Here is a 16,721-nt window from a genome sequence, read left to right as displayed (position 1 = left end):
CAACCAGCAGCTCCAGCGCTCACATTGTCGTCAAACTGCTACTGCAAAATAACAAACCAAGCCACATCGTCAACACCAATATAATTTCAGGCACATACCTGCGTAGTGATAGCCGCCGGACGCTCGCAATGAGCGCTACGCATACAGGCAAGAGCAGACAGCATTCTACGGCCAGGTTACGCCAGAATACATAGCTGATCAGCCCGGTATGGGCAGCACCTGGCAGTACAGCTACAGGCAAACACAGTTCAACAACAGAAAATGGCCACAACAAAGGCAAAGACCGTCCAACCAGCAGATCAAGCAGTAAATGCGAACAACTCGCCAACAGCAAAAGCCAGAAACTCAGTATCAGATTGCGTGATCTACACCATCGCCTTGCCATCAGCCAGGCCAGGCAACTCATTGCCAGGCAAAAGAACAGCGAATGCGTGTAACGCTGCTCAAACCGAACACCCAAAAACCAGATCGCAAAATAATCAAAATCGGGCAATATGGCCAGCAATACTGGCAACATCACAACGACAGATGATCGCCGCTGCGAGCTATCTTCATTGCAAAGATACAGACTCGCCCCGGCAGCAACGTGGGCCAACAATGACGACATAATGAAAACAGCCAAACGGCAAGTAACAAAGACTGCGCTAGCTTATCGAGGGACTGTGAAGTGGGTATGCGCTGGGTGTGAAGATGATTTATTTTTTATGTAGCTGATTTGGACAATTTTATTGATCTTACTTTGAAGAAGAACATTTGAAATCATTCATCACTAACCATTGCATCCATTAGGCGTTTATAAATTCATGCCATTTTCAGATAAGGCCTTAGAGATCGCATCAGCGTGATGCGGATATTCGGCCGCAAAATTCCGACAGGTCATTTCAAATATTTTCTTGAACTCAGCCTCTTTGTACACACGCCAGTTGGGTTTGAAGAATGAAGTTTCATCAACCCACACTAAAAAGTCATTATCATCAAAATTACCTGCCAAATTCCCTGCTTCCGTGGTGTGTCGGTATTTCCATTTCGCAATATCCCATTGATCAACACTCTCTCCGCCTTGACCTAATCCGTTAAATACGCGATCAAATAACGCCTCTGCACAAAACAGATCATCCGGACTTGCCGCAGATTCTTTAATAAGATATAAAACACCAGAAATACATTCACCAAGCGCACCATGCTCGTCTTTTACATACTCAGATGGCAGAAAATAAAAATCATTCATGAATTGTGGTGATCCAAGATTTTTCCAAGCATTTATTGCGACTTCGGAATTGCTGATGTTAAAAAATATGTCTCCAAACAGTACTAGTACACCACACGTCAAATTTCTCTACGCTTTATGATTGTCTGATAAATATCGTAATTATCCTGTTCGTAGCAAACGATATTAATCGTCTCTACACTTTGATTGTCTTCAAAAAAAGCAAATATCGTATCGCTTGCTATCTGTGCAGCCAACTCCTTTGGGAATTTGTAAGTGCCGGTTGAAATATTGGGGAAAGACATGCTACGCGCATTGTGCTCTACAGCTAAATGCAAACATCTCTGGTAAGTCTGTTGAAGTAATTCAGCCTCGCCTTTCGTGCCGTCATTCCACCTGGGGCCGACGGCGTGGATGACATATTTGGCAGGTAATAATCCAGCTGTCGTTATGACTGCATTGCCGGCAAAACAACCGCCTTGTCGCGCTCTGATCTTTCGGCATTCATCCAGTATTGCTGCTCCACCTTTACGATGTATGGCTCCGTCAACACCGCCACCGCCCAATAATGAAGAGTTCGCTGCATTGACGATGATATCTGCGGGATATACGGTGATATCGCCTTTCAAAACAATAATGTTACACATCTGCCAGAATTTCTAATAAGCTATCAAAAGCATGCTTGATTCCATCTTCATCCTCCGGGCTGCACAATATAACCAGTACCTGGTCATCTATACGAAGGTCAACAACATCTACACCCAGCCAGCCTTTTGACCAGAATTCAATTGAGCCAAGCAATGAAGAGGATGCAAATTCGGCTCTTTTCAGATCACCGAAGTCACCATTTGGAAAATCTGACCAGGTAAGCAAATAATCGCCCGGAATCTTCGGTTTTACAAACTCTTCAAAATATTCAAAGTGATTCATGCCATTCATTTTCAATTTGAATTCACATTATTAATCCAACGATTTTTATCATCAGATACAGGCAGAGCGGATTTTGTGACAGCGTAAAGACGGCGCGCGAACCGTATTATGGCACTGGCCCACAGCCTTATTCACGAATTTCACATAAAAATCGCCTGCCAGCCACTCGCTGGCATGATCAGGTTTTCTTTTTCCCTGGCCACGTCCTTGGCAGAAAATCTGGTGCAATGGACCTTGTTTTTCAAAGGGTCGATAGCGTCGTTATTTGCTGGCAGATGGACTTCTTCGCTACCTTTGACCAGCACGATCTGGTTTTGGTCTGCATAACAAATTCCCACGCCATTAACCGATGGCATGAACAGGCGCAAGTACCAGGGTACCAATTCCTTGATGGCGGATTGTGCCGCTTCTATGCTTTCGCTGATGTCGGCATATTTGAAGATATCTTGCGGCAGTTTGGGCAAGAGCAGGATATTGACTTCCATCGACCCTTTTTTCTGGTTGGTCACAAACTCTGCACCGTCCGCATAGGCCGTAGCATCCAGCGGTACGGTGACATAACCGGTGGGCGATATGTCGAGTTGTTGATGTGTGTTCTTACCGTCGAGATAAATATTCAGATTGGGTAGCGGTGCATGAGTTTTGGCAGAAGTAATGCGTATCAGTATGTGTACCTTGTCCTTGCTTGCGCCACGTACTTTGGATATCAGCTCATATGCAACTTTATAAGGCAGAATGGCCGGGTCCCGGACGGCTTTGACTTCTACACTGGGCAACTCTTCCGCCGCACTGGCTGACGAGCTTGCGGAGGTGCTTGCAGTCGGGCCTACAGTCGAGCTTGTTGCTGAACTTGCAGGCGCATTGACCTGAGCTTGCGCCTGGTTTATTGACAGGGTCAGCGATGCGCTCAGCAATGCCAGCATGAATGCAAGCTTGGCGAAAGGTCTTGAGAAAGCAGGGGCAGGACTAAAAACAGAATGCATGGTAAAGATTCCTTGAATTATTATTTGGATGGCTAGGGAACAATGTATCCATGCCATCAGTTCATGCTGGCCTCGAACTTGCCTCGAACTTGCCTCGAACAACGCCGTCCAATCCTTCAATTGGCACAGCAAGCAAAACCATAATTCAAAGTGTCGCCACTTTTGGTGATTGGTACTATATTTTTGAACAAAGTACTAATATTTCATCCATATAGCACTACATAACAGCACCATTTTACAAATTTCTTCTGTATCTGCACATCATTTCACCTCTATCGCCTCCACCCTGATCACCTCGCAGGCACCAGCGCCGGTATCGTCACGTGTCAGCGATGAACGCCAGTGCCAGCCATCGGCAGCAGTCGCTTCAACCAGTTGACCGCGTATGGTGACGACCTGGCCGACCCGTACTGCCTTCATCTTTTTTTCCAGTTCGGGGGTCGTCGGTATCAGGTGCATATTGGCGCTGTGGCTGGCTATTTCGGCTGGGGGACGTGGTGGTTCATTGTCCCAGTGATAGTGATAGAAACGATTGCCCTGACCTATCGACAGTTTATCGAGCACGGCAGAATCTGACATTGCGCCCCAGCCCAGGGCCAGATCTACGGGTGACAATTCAGCCTCACGATCGGAAGAATAGGTTTCTTTGGACAGCACGCGTGCTTCTACCGTAAATTCTGCCAGTGCTTTGAGCTTGTAATTATTTTGCTGATACTCAGGTCCGCGATCAAGCATGTTCTGCACAGGATCATTGGGCGCAATGCTGCCTGGGGGCACGGTTACAGACCGCCCACGCCATTGGTGTATGGCACCAAATACAATTAAAGCCACCAGGATCCATCGCCATGAAAACATGCCTGCCTCTGTAGATAAAAGATATGAAAACCGTTGCAACTTCAGACAAACTCCCCCTCTGTCGTCAGCAGCAAGGCCGCTCTCCCTTATAAAGGGTCAATTCCACAACAATTCATGCAAATTGTCTTGCAGCCATGATATTTGAAATTTGATGTAAGGTATATTGCGCATGGGCTCAATATCGCGAGCGTCTGTGAAGGAAGCGACATTGCGGTAAGCTGAGCAGCACAATACCTATCAATTCACTGTCAAGCTGTACATTATGCAAGCAATCTATTTCTGCGGCGACACACATGGCAACTTTCAGCATGTAATAGATGTCGTCCTGGCGAATCGCCCTGCTGCCATCATTTTTTTGGGTGATCTGCAAGCCAGGCAGCCGCTGGAGCAGGAGCTGGCCGCCATTATGGGCAGTACCGACATCTGGTACATCCATGGCAATCATGATACCGATACAGACGAAGATTATGATCATCTGTTCGGTTCGGCCCTGGCTGGCCGCAATCTGCATGGGCGGGTTGTGGATATAGCGGGTTACAGAATTGCTGGTCTGGGCGGGGTGTTTCGCGGGCATATCTGGATGCCGCCGGGCGCCAAACATTTTCAGACGCAAAGAGAATACAACACCAAAGCAGGCAAGGAAAACCGCTGGCGTGAAGGCTTACCACGCAAACATTACAGTTCCATCTTCCCTACCGATTACAACTATCTGGCCAGCCAGCGCGCTGACATTCTTGTCAGTCATGAAGCACCCAGCTCGCACCCGCATGGTTTTGCAGTCATTGATGAACTGGCGCGACGTATGCGCGTTACACGCTCATTCCATGGACACCACCACGACCGCATCGATTACAGCAAACAGCACGAACAGATGGGTTTCAAGGCGTTTGGCGTCGGCTTTCGTGGCGTGACGGATATCAACGGCGATGTCGTTGTCGCCGGTCAGTATGACCATGAAGTGCCGTGGGCGACGCTGAACAGGCGTTATTGAGCCGCCATGTTCGCTACACGCAAATCAATAACTTGATGCGTGCAGCGGCGACTAGCAACCACAACCTGGAAATTACAATCCTCGCGCCAAAGCGCCCAGCCGGGTGATATCGCTGATCAGGAATGAGGGCACACAGGCGATATGCTCGGAAGGTTTGGCCGGGCAATCCATACGATCTATCAACGACGCCGCACCACGTTTTGTCATAGTTTGAAACGCTGAATCGGTATTGCCATACGGGACAGTGGTGTCATCACGTCCATGGAAAAAGGAGATAGGTGATTGTGGCGTCCAGTCATAGACATTGCTTTGTACGGCAATGCTGGCGTCGTCATCGTTGAGGAAATTATCCAGGAATGTCGGGTCAAAGCTGATATCGCTCTGACTGCCCAGGGCAGATGACAACAACAGATTGCGTACGTTCGCCCTGTCATTGGCGCCGAGTTTTTTCAAGAATCCCGGACTGATAAGCGCGCCAAGAACAGGATTATCCTTGCGGATGGTACTGAGCATGGTATTCAATGTCAGCACGACATCATACGGGCCTGCACCAAGAAAGGTGCTGACTGGCAGCACGGTACTTGCAGTCTTGTTTTGAGTCAACAGACGCAAGGTTGCCATCGATGCATAAGCTCCTTCAGAATAGCCGGTTAAAAACACCTGGCCATTGTCCGCAATCGCCTTCATCTGGCGCCAGCGTGCAGTAGCCGTCATGAAATCAATCACAGAAACAGCAGTCGGTGTCGCCAGCAAATACGGATGCGGCAAGCCTTTGGTCGTGCCATAGCCAACATAATCGGCGGCACTGACCAAATACCCTATGGAAGCAAACAACACCGCAGGTTCGTCCGGCGTAGCATGGTTACTGGGTGCTTCGGCATCGGTTTTGATGGTGGCATGCTGATAGCTTAATACCGGGCTGGCCAGACTACTTGTCTTGCGTGGAATAGCAGCAAGACCGGATGCAGTGACGGTACGTCCACCAGCATCGGTCGTGGTGTAAGTGATTTTATAGGTATCGACGGAATACAGGGGTTTGACAACGGCTGCCACATCTTTGGGCAGTGTTGCCGTCACATCAGTGACATTGACCGTTTTAATAAAAGTGGCCACCTCAAAATGCCCGGCACCAGGCGGGTTGGCCACTTCTGGTGTCACGACCGGCGTGGTGCCCGTGTTTGAAGAACCGCCACCACCGCAAGCTGAAACCAACAATGTAGCCAGAACACTAATCAGTGGTGCAATGAAAGGTTTAATAAAAGGCTTATTGAGCAATGCTTTGCCGGACGAAGATACATGCAAGAAATCAGGTTTCATAGCTATTCCAATGGTGGCGGGCTGTGGCAGCAAGCTTTTGCCGCAACCACAGGGCCAGATATTGTGTCGAAACAGAATACTGACTCATTTCATCAACAATACTCTATACGTCGTCAGCAACACGACTGCAGGAATAATTGTTACAACAGTTACGACATTGACAATGCAGTGCGGTGACACAGACGGGCGCTGCGACTTAAATCATTGATTGCACAGCAAACCAGATTCACACACTAAATACCTGAAGCGGCTTTTGTCTAGAAACGCGCCAACCCCAGTTGAGGTTGACACCCAGGCTGGCCCACGAGATCATACAGGCGCCAAGTGCAAAGCGTGGAATGCAGAGTACGTCAAGCCATGGCCGCAACAACCGGCATGCTGTCAACAAACTGCTCAAAGCGAATGATCTTCCCATCCTTTAATTGCCACAGGTGGGCAACCCTGGCGCTGAAAGCTTTCTGGCTGATCTGATGCGTGCCAGTATAGGTACCATAGGCCACGACCTTGTCGTTACTGGCAACATAATCTTCTACTGTAAATTTATAGTCTGACCATTCTGTGGAGAGTCGCTGGAAGACGTTTTTTGCTATCTCGGCAAAGCCTGTATAGGTACCGGCATAAGGAAAGCCTTGTGCCTCTGTCCAAGTAGCATCTGCGGCCAAATGTTGTTGGAGATTCTTGCCGTTTTCTTCCGAAGTTTTGCCTTCATAAGTACTTTTGATGATGTCCAGGTTAGTCAATTGCCCACCTCTTTCATGTGTAAATAGCATGGCGACCTGTTGTCCGCCATGCTCAAGGTTTTGCTCAATGCATCAATTAAAACCGTCTTACCACTTCATCTCACCCTTGTTGACCTTGGCACCGATGTCCAGTGACGTACCTGGAGGCGCATCAGGGTAGGCTTTTTTCATGGCGTCGATGAGTTCTGCGCTGGTCTTGGTAGCAGCTGCATTCTTTTCAAACGACAGCAGATAGCCCTTGGTATAAGTAATTGCACTGATATCGACAGCGCTACCGGATTTCATATGGCCAGGTACGACGATTTTCGGTTGCAGGGCTGCCATTTCATCCAGTTGCGCGACCCAGGCACTGCGTTCGGCCACGGTTTGGGTATCGGCTGTCCATACATGCATATTGCCGAACACGCCAATGTTGCCGACGATGGCCTTGATTGATGGTATCCAGAAGTAAGGGCGATGTGCCAGCACACCCTGGTTACCACGCAATTCAACCACTTCACCATCAACAGTCAGGCTATTGCCACTCAAAGCCTTCGGCAAAACTGGTGTGCGGGGCGCATTTGCACCCATTTTAGGGCCCCAGAAAGCGACCTTGCCTGCCAGCTTGGCACTCAGCTTTTCCAGCACGGCTGGGGTAGCGACGACATCGGCCTGCGGGAAAATTTCTTTCAGTGCTTCAACGCCAAAGTAATAATCAGGGTCGGCCTGGCTGACCAGTATGGTTTTCAACTGCTTGCCACTGTCGAGAACATTGGCAGCAATCCGCAAAGCATCGGCACGGGTAAAACCGGCATCTATCACCAGGGCTTCTTTTTCGCCATACACCAGGGTGGAATTGACGTTAAAGCTATTGCCATCGGCGTTATAGACTTTGACTTGCAAGGGCGTGGCTGCGTCGGCAGAGGCAAAAGTGACAGCGAGTGTGGCGGCTAATACAGTGGTGCGTAACATGGTGAACTCCTGATTTGAATTAAGTTTGAACTGTGGTTTGAATCAGAAAGTGATTCAGTGCCTGCAGTTTAATTTCAATTTTCGAACAGATAAATACGATAAAATGCACATAACTATTTCAAATATAGAGCAAATAGAAAATAAATTATGGACAGACTGACGGCTATGCGAGTGTTTTGTGAGGTTGCTGCCAGCGGCAGTTTCAGTGCCACTGCCGACAAGCTGGACATGTCGCGTGCCATGGTGACGCGTTATGTGAGTGAAATGGAAAGCTGGCTGAATGCACGCCTGCTGCAAAGGACCACACGCAGCGTGACGCTGACCGATGCCGGTGAACAATGCCTGCGCCGCAGCCAGCAAATGCTGGCACTGATGGAAAGTATAGAAGAAGAAATCAGCAGCGACAACGCTGAATTGCGCGGCCAGTTACGCCTGACTTGCAGTACCTCATTTGCCTTTGGCCATCTGGCACGTGCCATCAGCAAGTTCCTGGCCCAGCACACTATGTTGAAGATCGATTTGCATGTGGGCGACAGCACCGTCAATCTGGTTGAAGCGCGTGTAGACCTGGCGATACGCATCAGCAGTGAACCAGACCCGCTGTTGATTGCACGACCACTGGCAGTATGTGATTCTGTCCTGGTGGCATCGCCTGCTTATGTCAGAACATCTGGCTTACCTGCACATCCGCAAGAGCTACCCTCTCATCGCTGTATGAGCCATGCCAATTACGGCCGCAACACCTGGCGCTTCCAGCGTGCTGGTGAAGCCGTACTGGTTGATATCGCCAGTCACTTCAGCGCCAATGATGCGACCGTATTATTGCAGGCGGCGCTGGCTGACGGCGGCATCACTCTGCTGCCCACCTATCTGATGGCTGACCACCTTAGCAAGGGTCAACTGCAAGTCATATTGCCAGAATGGACGGCCCCAGTGATGACCATTTATGCCTTATTTCCATCACGCCGGCATTTATCTCCCGCAGTGCGGGCCTTGCTGGATTTTCTGGTGGAGGAATTTGCCAGCCAGCCTTGGTGAGCTGTTGTTTGCATCAATACACCGGTCCCAAGAATACTCGCGGACCGGTGCACTGACATCAGCAATACTTATTTTGATTTGGGTGGCAAACCCATCTTTTCCAGGGTCAGGGTTTCGTCCGCGCGCCCCCAACCGCCGTCAGCGACTTCTTCTACCAACACCATTGAATAAGGTCGGACTCCTTCACCGAAATATTCGACGAACATGGCGGTAGTACGGTGGATGATTTCTTCCTTGCGGCTTGCATCGAGTATGCCTTCAGGGAATTTGAAATTGGCAAATGGCATGGTTTTCTCCTTGGTTTAAAAATATAAATGTGAAAATGAAGCAGCTTAGAACCTGTTTACGATCTGTAGCGAGCGTGCGTCAGCGGGGCGAAGAGCAGCGCAAAAAGCGGAATGTACTCTAAGTACATGAGCATTTTGAGCAGCGCATGAACTCCGATCACGCTCGCGCAGTAAGATCGTAAGCAGGTTCTTAAACGTAGCCGCCATTGACGCGTAGCACTTGCGAATTGACCCAAACACCATCCGGGCCAGCCAGAAAGGCGACGGCAGCAGCGATCTCTGCCGGTGTGCCTATGCGTTCCATCGGTGCCATTTTGGCGATGTTGGTGATTTGTTCTTCGGTCTTGCCATTGAAAAACAACTCGGTGCCCACCGGGCCGGGGGCGATGGCATTAACTGTGATGTCACGCCCGCGCAATTCATTGGCCAGTACATGAACCAGGCCTTCTACCCCCGCCTTGCTGGCGATATACGGCCCATAGGCGGGAAAGGATTTGGCGATCACGCTGGTGGACAAGGCAATGATGCGACCGCCTTTTTCCACATGCTGGGCCGCCTGGGCCAGTACCAGAAAAGCGCCACGCAGATTGGTGGCAATGACCTTGTCAAAAGCATCCAGATTGCTGCCATTGATGGTTGCCATCGGCATGACGCCTGCACTATTGACGACCACATCAATGCGGCCAAATACTTCTTTGCCTGTTGCAAATAATTGCGCCACATCCTCCGGCCTGGCAACATCGCCCTGCACGGCGATGGCCTTGCCGCCAGCCGCCTGTATGGCAGTGACTGTTTCTTGCGCTTTACTGGCATTGCCGGCGTAATTGACCACAACGGCAAAACCATCTGCCGCCAGACGCAGCGCGATTGCCTGGCCTATGCCACGGGATGCGCCAGTGATGATGGCTGTTTTAGTTGCATCTTTATTCATGATTAACTCCAGTAATTTAAGACTACAGGACCATATCGCCTGTCTGGAATACACTTTAACCATTCAATAAAACAAGATAAATACTGATAAACTCAGAACATAATTCAACATAGCTCAACAATTATGGACAGACTGGATACCCTGCAACTATTCACCCGTATTGTCGAAACCGGCAGTTTTAGCCGGGCGGCGGATATGCTGGATGTGCCACGTGCCAGCGCTACCTATGCCATCAAGCAGTTGGAAGCACGATTGGGCACCCGCCTGCTCGAACGCACCACGCGCCAGGTCCGCACTACTCTCGATGGGCAGGCTTTCTATGAGCGTTGTGTACATGTACTCAGTGAACTGGATGATGCCGAAGCATCGATGCGGCATGTGGCCGCCAACCCACGCGGGGTATTGCGGGTGGACATGCACGGCACCCATGCGACACAAGTGGTATTGCCGAAGATACATGAATTCCGTGACCGTTATCCCGGCATAGATCTGGTCGTCAGCAGCGGTGACCGTCTGGTCGATCTGGTAAGGGAAGGCGTGGACTGCGTGATACGCGGCGGTAACCCGCGTGATTCAACACTGGTGGCACGCCGCCTGGCGATGATGCCGCAAGCAATTTGCGCCAGCCCGGCGTATCTGGCCAAATTTGGTACACCGCATCATCCAGACGATTTAATGCAGCACCAGGCTGTCAGGTTCTTTTCCAGTACCGGTACGATAGACTATCCTTTTGTACTGAGCATTGATGGACAGGTACAAGAGTTTAATCTCGGCGGCTGGATGTCAGTCAACGATGCCGAGAACTATGTCACCTGTGCAGAAAGCGGCTGTGGTCTGATCCAGCTGCCACGTTTTCATATCGCAGATGCCTTGCACGAGGGCCGCCTGGTAGAGGTGCTGGCTGACTGGCATAGCCCGCCATTGCAGGTTACCGCGCTCTACCCTTACCGCCGCCAGTTATCACCCCGCGTGCGCGTGTTTGTGGATTGGCTGGTGAGTTTGTATGAGCAGAAATTTGGGGTCTTACCTGGCGCAGAAAAATTGACCTGAAGCTCCGTTAAAATTATTCAACATTTACAACCAGGTGAATTCGACATCATTTGACGACACATCACAGTCTCGTAGGTTGGGCTACGTTTCACCAGCCCAACGCTTGGCTTCAACAAACGTATACCTTATTTACTCAAACCCGGATGTTTGACCAGGCCTCGCTGAATTAATGAAACTTAGCCCGACCTAACCTAAACCCTCGATACCGGACAAATTTTGCATCCGGCATCAGCTCAAAAAATCATAAATCCACCATCACCTCAAAGCCGCCAAAAATCATGCGCTTGCCATCGCAAGGCATGGGGTTACTTTCAGAATTCAGACGTGGGTCTGCCATGACTTTGTTCCATGCGGCATTGCGCACTTCTTTCGATGGCCAGGTCATCCAGGAAAACACTACGGTTTCATCTTCCTTGCATTGCACTGCCAGGGGGAAGGAAGTCAACTTGCCAGGCGGCACATCGTCCCCCCAGCATTCAACAATGCTGAGCACGCCGTACTCCTTGAAAACCAGCGAAGATTTTTCGGAATATTGTCTGTAAGCTTCACGATTGGCATTGGGGACAGCGAGTACAAATCCATCGACGTATTTCATCTTTATTCTCCTGGGGTGAATTGTGCTTGAGATTGGCTTGAGGTGAACTTAAGGTGTGCCAGACGTGGCCTATACAAGGCAAATTTCATTCTAGTCCATTCCACTCTCCAGGGTAGTGTTATCTTCCTGCCATGAAGCCGGCATGTGTTGCCATATCACTTTATAATTTGAAAACCACCATCCAAACCCTGAAAGTATCAACATGCGTTTAGCCTATTCCACCTGGCCAGAAATTACTGCATTCCTGGCGGATTCAAAAACCGTCATCATTCCTATTGGTTCGAATGAACAACATGGCCCCATGGGCTTGCTGGGTACAGACTGGATGTGCCCCGAGATCATTGCCACTGCTGCTGAAAAAGTTGCACAGGAAACGCAGGCAGCGATGATGCTGGCCCCTACGTTCAATATCGGCATGGCACAACATCACCTGGGGTTTGCCGGCACCATTTCACTACGGCCATCAACCTTCATGGCAGCAATTGAAGACTGGGTATTGTCACTGGCGCGTCATGGCTTTGATCACATTTATTTCTTGAACGGCCACGGTGGCAATATCGCCACGATAGAAGCGGCCTTCTCGCAAATTTATTCACACTATTCGTACAACAACAAAACCTGCCCGCTGACACTGAAGCTGAAAAACTGGTGGGACTTGCCTGGCGTTGCCACACTGTGCCACACGATGTTCCCCGTCGGCCACGGCTCGCATGCGACTCCATCAGAAATTGCCGTGACCTATGCGGCCTACCCCGATCAGGTACGCCATGTCGAGCTGACACCCAAAATCCCGCCTACCGGCCCTATCCTCGACGCACTCGACTACCGCGCCCGCTTCCCGGATGGGCGTATTGGCGCCGATTCCAGCCTGGCAACGATAGCACTGGGACAGCAAATCATTGATACAGCAGTTCTTGGCTTACTTGCAGATATCAAGGAATTCAGCGCGACGGTAAAACCAGCTTAAATACTGGAAGAACTTTGCAAATGGAGATGACAGTATGATTTTGTCACTCTATTTGCCATTATTTGCCATTAGTATAAGTCGCTATAAGGTGTGATATCTGGTCTTTAAGCCGTCACATGGCACAACATTTCCATACGGAAATCTGTTATTGTTTTCTGCGTGACCTTGCATGAAAAAGATCTGGACTTTGTAATTGCATGTCCTACATTTGAAGCTCGACCTGTTTTATGCCTGATGACAATAAGATGCATTGGTCACGCATGCCAACAATTAAACCGGAGACATCATGAGACACCTTTTCAAAAGCATTTTCCTGGCTTTATCCTTGTCCCTGCTTACTCAGGGCCTGGCTTTTGCTGAAGAACACGCATCGGCGCAAGACGCGATAAACATGATTAAAAAAGTCATCGCCTTTTATAAAGCCAATGGCCCCGAAAAAACCTATGCCGCAGTGAACGATCCCAAAGGCCAGTTCATTTACAAGGATTTGTATGTGTTTGCCGGTACGGTCAAACCTGGTGGCATCACCCTGGCCCACGGCGGCAACCCCAAATTACTGGGCAAACCCCTGGGTGAATTACGCGATGGTGATGGCGTTTTCTTCGTCAAGAAAATCAATGAAGTCGCAGCCAGCAAAGAAGGCAAAGGGTGGGTTGACTACAAATGGCCCAACCCTGTGACCAAAGCGATGGAACAGAAAAGTACCTATGTAGAGCGGGTTGACGAAATTTATTTTGCTTGCGGTATCTATAAATAAAACTGGCTCTGCCCTGCTCCATTTTTGTTCTGTTTTTGTTCTGCTTTTTATTCCTAATTGTTAGTCAGCATACCGCCAGCCTGGTCGTGCTTTTTTACACGACCAGTCATGGCAATCAAATCTCCTCCGATGATCTAATGGTAAAATGACACTTGGTTGAAAAACAGCCTGTTCTTTACCTCTCGCTTCCATCCTGATCAGTACTTGCTTTTACTGCCGAAATCCAGGTGCACGGAACGCATTTCGGAACGCATTTGCCCTCTATTTTTAACTTTATTTTTTATGCCATATATCGGAGTAGGTTTTCACATCCTGGTCGCCCTGTTTTTTGCGGTGCACGCTGTCCGTAACGGACGCGAAATGTACTGGCTGATGATTTTATTCATGTTCCCGCTACTGGGCAGCGTCGTGTATTTTTTTGCTGTGTACCTGCCAGATACAAAGCTGGAACGCGGTATGCGCAAAACCGTTACTGCTGCCGCGAGGACACTGGATCGCGGACGTGATGTACGCGAAGCGCAAAAAGCGTATGACCTGGTACCCACGGCACAAAATCAAACCCGCCTTGCAGAGGCTTATCTAAATGCTGGTGACACTGCACAGGCGGTACAGCATTATGATCTTTGCCTGCAAGGCCCCTTTGCCAGGGATGCAGAAATCCGCATGAATGCAGCCTACGCAAAAATACTGCATGGGCAAATCACCGATGCCATTGCATTGCTGGAAGCGGTACGCAAAGAACAGCCCAACCACAGGCCAGAACAGCAGGCATTATTGCTGGGACAGGCCTATGTTAGTGCTGGCCGCCAGCAAGAAGCCGGTGTGATCTTCGCTGATGCTGCGGCCAGATTTGGCAGCATGGAAACCCGCGTTGAATACGCCATCTGGGCCTTGCAGGCTGGCGAACAAAGCACCGCCGATAGCCTGTATGCAGAAATCCAGCAAACCATGAAGCACTGGAGCAGAGATACCAAATCCCTGAACAGTGATCTGGTAAAGCGTCTCAACAAAGCATTTTCGGGTCGCACCTGACCGTGCGACAGTGTTGACCATGCGTGAACCCCTGGCTTTGAAGCCCATGTTGTCGCTTTATGCACTGACACTGTGTTGACTGGTGTAAGCCGGGCCATGCCCGGCTCAAGCTATGAATTGATCAATACTACACTCAATACCAGTACGACCATCACCCATACCATCATGCTGCGGCGGGTAATGATGCTGATGGCCAGCAAAGACAATCCCAGTGTGACTGGAAATATACTGCGCAAGCTGATAGTGACCATGATACAGGCCACGAACTGCAACAAAATCGACCACCACGGTATAGGCCGCAATTTAAAAACAGCAGGCTGTTCATCAGAAACAGGGGCGGCCTCGTCGCGATTAAGCTTACTTGCGTTTGCCTGAACTGGTTGCGGTGTTGGTGTATGGCGTTGTGCATAACTTTGTGTCTGTTTATCTTTGCCTTGCTTTGCTTCTTTCAGTGCCTGTTTTTCGGCCTGTTTTTCTGCCTGCTTTTGCTCAGCCAATTGCTGCGCTGTCAGTTCCAGCACCGGCGCCGTCGCTTCTTTCACCTGCCACCAGTCCTTACCGTTAGCGCGTAACGGGGTATTACCGGCCGCAACTTGCTGACGCAGGCTCAAACGTGGGGGACGTAAAGGTGCTGATGTCTGCGCAGCATGTATGGCCCGCAATTGCTTGACGCGTTGCAGCCAGGGCTGGCCCTTGGCAGGATTAACCATGCAGATATAGCGTGCATATCCTTCCAGCGCGGACAGCACGTCAGTATTGCCATTCCAGTGGTAGCCGGCTGGGCCATTTTTTTCTACCTTATGCAAGGTCGCACGGAAACGATGCAGGGTCTTGGCGTCTATCGTCGGGCTGTGATTGACGACGATGCCGGTGACTTCCTGCTTCTGGCTATGCCGCATGATGCGTTGCTTGTCGGGATGCAGCGTGAAACCTTCGTCAGCGATGATTTGTTTAACACGCCACAAGAGTTTTCCTACGGGCGGACGTTCTTTCTGCTTGCTGGAAAAAGTCAGGTCATCGGCATAACGGGTATAGACAAAACCCAGTTTGCTTGCGGCAGCATGCAGGCGTTTGTCCAGCCCATGGCAAAGAATATTCGTGATCATGGGGCTGGAAGGTGCGCCCTGTGGCAGGCTACGCTTTTTACCGGCGACAAAATATCTTTGCGTATCGACACGCACCTCTTCACTTGCCTGTTCCGTACACAGCAAACCCAGCAAAGTGGCAATCTGGTCGCCATAACCCAGCGATTTAAAAACGCCCTTGACGCGCGCATATTCTATGCTGGGAAAAAAATCTTTCAAATCCAGATTGATAACGACTGCCTGGCCAACATGTGGCAAGGCATTGCTGAGTATGGAATGTTGCGGCAAGAACCCGTGAGCAGCTGGGTGGCAAGGCACCTTGCTGAGTATATGATCAAGCACCCAGTACTGGCAGCGCTTGAGGCGCGGCATCGGGGCAGAAATATAGCGCAGACCACCAGTTTTTTTTGGTACGGAAAAACGCTGGTAATGACTGACCTGGCTGACCTTGCGCTGGAAACTCATGAAACGCAGTTCTGCCAGGGGAATGCCTATCGCTGTTGCCAGCTCGGGTGCTTTTTGTAGCACTGGCAATTGATAGCGTGCCAGTTTTTCTATATCGGTCGTGGTGTAATTCAGTCCGCTGGAAACAGCTTCGCCCAGATAGCCGATATCGTTCTGGCGTTTTTCCTGCCAGGCCAGGGCTTTGGCGTGGCGCAGTTGCGCATGTTTTTGCCGGGTCTGTTCGCGTTTTTCTTTTGCTGCGGCCATGCGCTGCTTGCGCATATCGCGCAGGGCGGCTTTGGGATCCTGTACGCGCTGCAATTGGCTGGTCAGGTCATTGAGCATGCTGCTCAATTGTGCTTCGCGCTGTATCAGATCATCAGTGACACTGGGCTTGCCTGTATCGGCAGGCCAGAAACCCAGACGGCGCATTTCCTGTAATACCACGGCATCTTTAGTGGTGCTGCGGACGTGGGCATACAATTCGTCGCGTGTCATCTGTGACAGTGGCGGCGACGTGACGGAAGCAGATTGCTTGTTTTGTGTCATGACTCTGGTCTC

At 50.1% G+C, this 16,721-nt stretch carries 19 protein-coding genes; 6 read left to right on the top strand and 13 right to left on the bottom strand.

Features of this window, described 5'->3' with window-relative positions; translation table 11 throughout:
* Positions 1-19 precede the first annotated feature (19 nt).
* The 6 genes from ACO0LK_RS02025 to ACO0LK_RS02000 all read right to left on the bottom strand — a co-directional run bounded on the left by ACO0LK_RS02025 (position 20) and on the right by ACO0LK_RS02000 (position 3,975).
* Positions 20-607: a metal-dependent hydrolase gene (locus tag ACO0LK_RS02025; protein ID WP_422971673.1), complete on the bottom strand. Its 588-nt coding sequence runs from the start codon at positions 605-607 to the stop codon at positions 20-22.
* A 186-nt stretch (positions 608-793) separates the two neighbouring features.
* Entirely contained in the window at positions 794-1,228 is a 435-nt protein-coding gene (locus tag ACO0LK_RS02020) for a hypothetical protein (protein WP_422971671.1), read from the bottom strand.
* Between the two features lie 98 nt (positions 1,229-1,326).
* Positions 1,327-1,854: an O-acetyl-ADP-ribose deacetylase gene (locus tag ACO0LK_RS02015; protein ID WP_422971669.1), complete on the bottom strand. Its 528-nt coding sequence runs from the start codon at positions 1,852-1,854 to the stop codon at positions 1,327-1,329.
* On the bottom strand, positions 1,847-2,137 hold the full coding sequence (locus ACO0LK_RS02010) for a hypothetical protein (RefSeq protein ID WP_422971667.1): 291 nt from the start codon (positions 2,135-2,137) through the stop codon (positions 1,847-1,849). Before ACO0LK_RS02010 ends, ACO0LK_RS02015 begins: the two co-directional genes overlap by 8 nt.
* 140 nt (positions 2,138-2,277) lie before the next feature.
* A complete protein-coding gene (locus ACO0LK_RS02005; protein WP_422971665.1) occupies positions 2,278-3,120 on the bottom strand; it encodes a hypothetical protein in 843 nt (280 codons plus the stop codon).
* A 261-nt stretch (positions 3,121-3,381) separates the two neighbouring features.
* Positions 3,382-3,975, bottom strand: coding sequence for a hypothetical protein (locus ACO0LK_RS02000; RefSeq protein WP_422971663.1), 594 nt, complete (start codon positions 3,973-3,975; stop codon positions 3,382-3,384).
* Positions 3,976-4,237: 262 nt separating this feature from the next.
* On the opposite strand from ACO0LK_RS02000, the gene ACO0LK_RS01995 reads away from it, so the two are divergent.
* A complete protein-coding gene (locus ACO0LK_RS01995; RefSeq protein WP_422971661.1) occupies positions 4,238-4,966 on the top strand; it encodes a metallophosphoesterase family protein in 729 nt (242 codons plus the stop codon).
* Between the two features lie 72 nt (positions 4,967-5,038).
* Here ACO0LK_RS01995 and ACO0LK_RS01990 read toward each other — a convergent pair whose 3' ends face one another.
* From ACO0LK_RS01990 to ACO0LK_RS01980, 3 genes are all read right to left on the bottom strand, one after another.
* Positions 5,039-6,283, bottom strand: a complete 1,245-nt coding sequence (locus ACO0LK_RS01990; RefSeq protein WP_422971659.1) for an alpha/beta hydrolase family protein — start codon at positions 6,281-6,283, stop codon at positions 5,039-5,041.
* 350 nt (positions 6,284-6,633) lie between these two features.
* A complete protein-coding gene (locus ACO0LK_RS01985; protein ID WP_422971657.1) occupies positions 6,634-7,053 on the bottom strand; it encodes a nuclear transport factor 2 family protein in 420 nt (139 codons plus the stop codon).
* A 57-nt stretch (positions 7,054-7,110) separates the two neighbouring features.
* Positions 7,111-7,974: an MBL fold metallo-hydrolase gene (locus ACO0LK_RS01980; RefSeq protein ID WP_422971655.1), complete on the bottom strand. Its 864-nt coding sequence runs from the start codon at positions 7,972-7,974 to the stop codon at positions 7,111-7,113.
* A gap of 147 nt (positions 7,975-8,121) precedes the next feature.
* Between ACO0LK_RS01980 and ACO0LK_RS01975 the strand changes: the two genes are divergently transcribed.
* Entirely contained in the window at positions 8,122-9,012 is an 891-nt protein-coding gene (locus ACO0LK_RS01975) for a LysR family transcriptional regulator (RefSeq protein WP_422971653.1), read from the top strand.
* Positions 9,013-9,080: 68 nt separating this feature from the next.
* Here the strand turns inward: ACO0LK_RS01975 and ACO0LK_RS01970 are convergent, their stop codons facing one another.
* Together ACO0LK_RS01970 and ACO0LK_RS01965 are read right to left on the bottom strand one after the other, a co-directional pair.
* Positions 9,081-9,299 (bottom strand): tautomerase family protein, encoded by a 219-nt coding sequence (locus ACO0LK_RS01970; protein ID WP_422971651.1) that lies wholly within the window; start codon positions 9,297-9,299, stop codon positions 9,081-9,083.
* 190 nt (positions 9,300-9,489) lie between these two features.
* Complete coding sequence (locus ACO0LK_RS01965; RefSeq protein ID WP_422971649.1) at positions 9,490-10,230, bottom strand: SDR family oxidoreductase; 741 nt, start codon at positions 10,228-10,230, stop codon at positions 9,490-9,492.
* 123 nt (positions 10,231-10,353) lie between these two features.
* Here ACO0LK_RS01965 and ACO0LK_RS01960 point away from each other — a divergent pair, with 123 nt between their 5' ends.
* A complete protein-coding gene (locus ACO0LK_RS01960; RefSeq protein WP_422971647.1) occupies positions 10,354-11,280 on the top strand; it encodes a LysR family transcriptional regulator in 927 nt (308 codons plus the stop codon).
* Between the two features lie 241 nt (positions 11,281-11,521).
* Here the strand turns inward: ACO0LK_RS01960 and ACO0LK_RS01955 are convergent, their stop codons facing one another.
* Complete coding sequence (locus ACO0LK_RS01955) at positions 11,522-11,875, bottom strand: DUF1428 domain-containing protein (protein ID WP_422971645.1); 354 nt, start codon at positions 11,873-11,875, stop codon at positions 11,522-11,524.
* A gap of 202 nt (positions 11,876-12,077) precedes the next feature.
* Here ACO0LK_RS01955 and ACO0LK_RS01950 point away from each other — a divergent pair, with 202 nt between their 5' ends.
* From ACO0LK_RS01950 to ACO0LK_RS01940, 3 genes are all read left to right on the top strand, one after another.
* Complete coding sequence (locus ACO0LK_RS01950) at positions 12,078-12,842, top strand: creatininase family protein (protein WP_422971643.1); 765 nt, start codon at positions 12,078-12,080, stop codon at positions 12,840-12,842.
* A gap of 286 nt (positions 12,843-13,128) precedes the next feature.
* Entirely contained in the window at positions 13,129-13,599 is a 471-nt protein-coding gene (locus tag ACO0LK_RS01945) for a cache domain-containing protein (protein WP_422971641.1), read from the top strand.
* 282 nt (positions 13,600-13,881) lie between these two features.
* Entirely contained in the window at positions 13,882-14,631 is a 750-nt protein-coding gene (locus tag ACO0LK_RS01940; RefSeq protein WP_422971639.1) for a tetratricopeptide repeat protein, read from the top strand.
* A gap of 110 nt (positions 14,632-14,741) precedes the next feature.
* Here ACO0LK_RS01940 and ACO0LK_RS01935 read toward each other — a convergent pair whose 3' ends face one another.
* Positions 14,742-16,709, bottom strand: a complete 1,968-nt coding sequence (locus ACO0LK_RS01935; protein WP_422971638.1) for a reverse transcriptase family protein — start codon at positions 16,707-16,709, stop codon at positions 14,742-14,744.
* Positions 16,710-16,721 lie beyond the last annotated feature (12 nt).

Origin of the sequence: Undibacterium sp. Ji49W, assembly GCF_049340205.1 — a bacterium.
Lineage (GTDB): Bacteria > Pseudomonadota > Gammaproteobacteria > Burkholderiales > Burkholderiaceae_D > Undibacterium.
The sequence above is the reverse complement of the archived record's forward strand: the minus strand, read 5'-3'. Positions and strand labels throughout refer to the sequence as shown.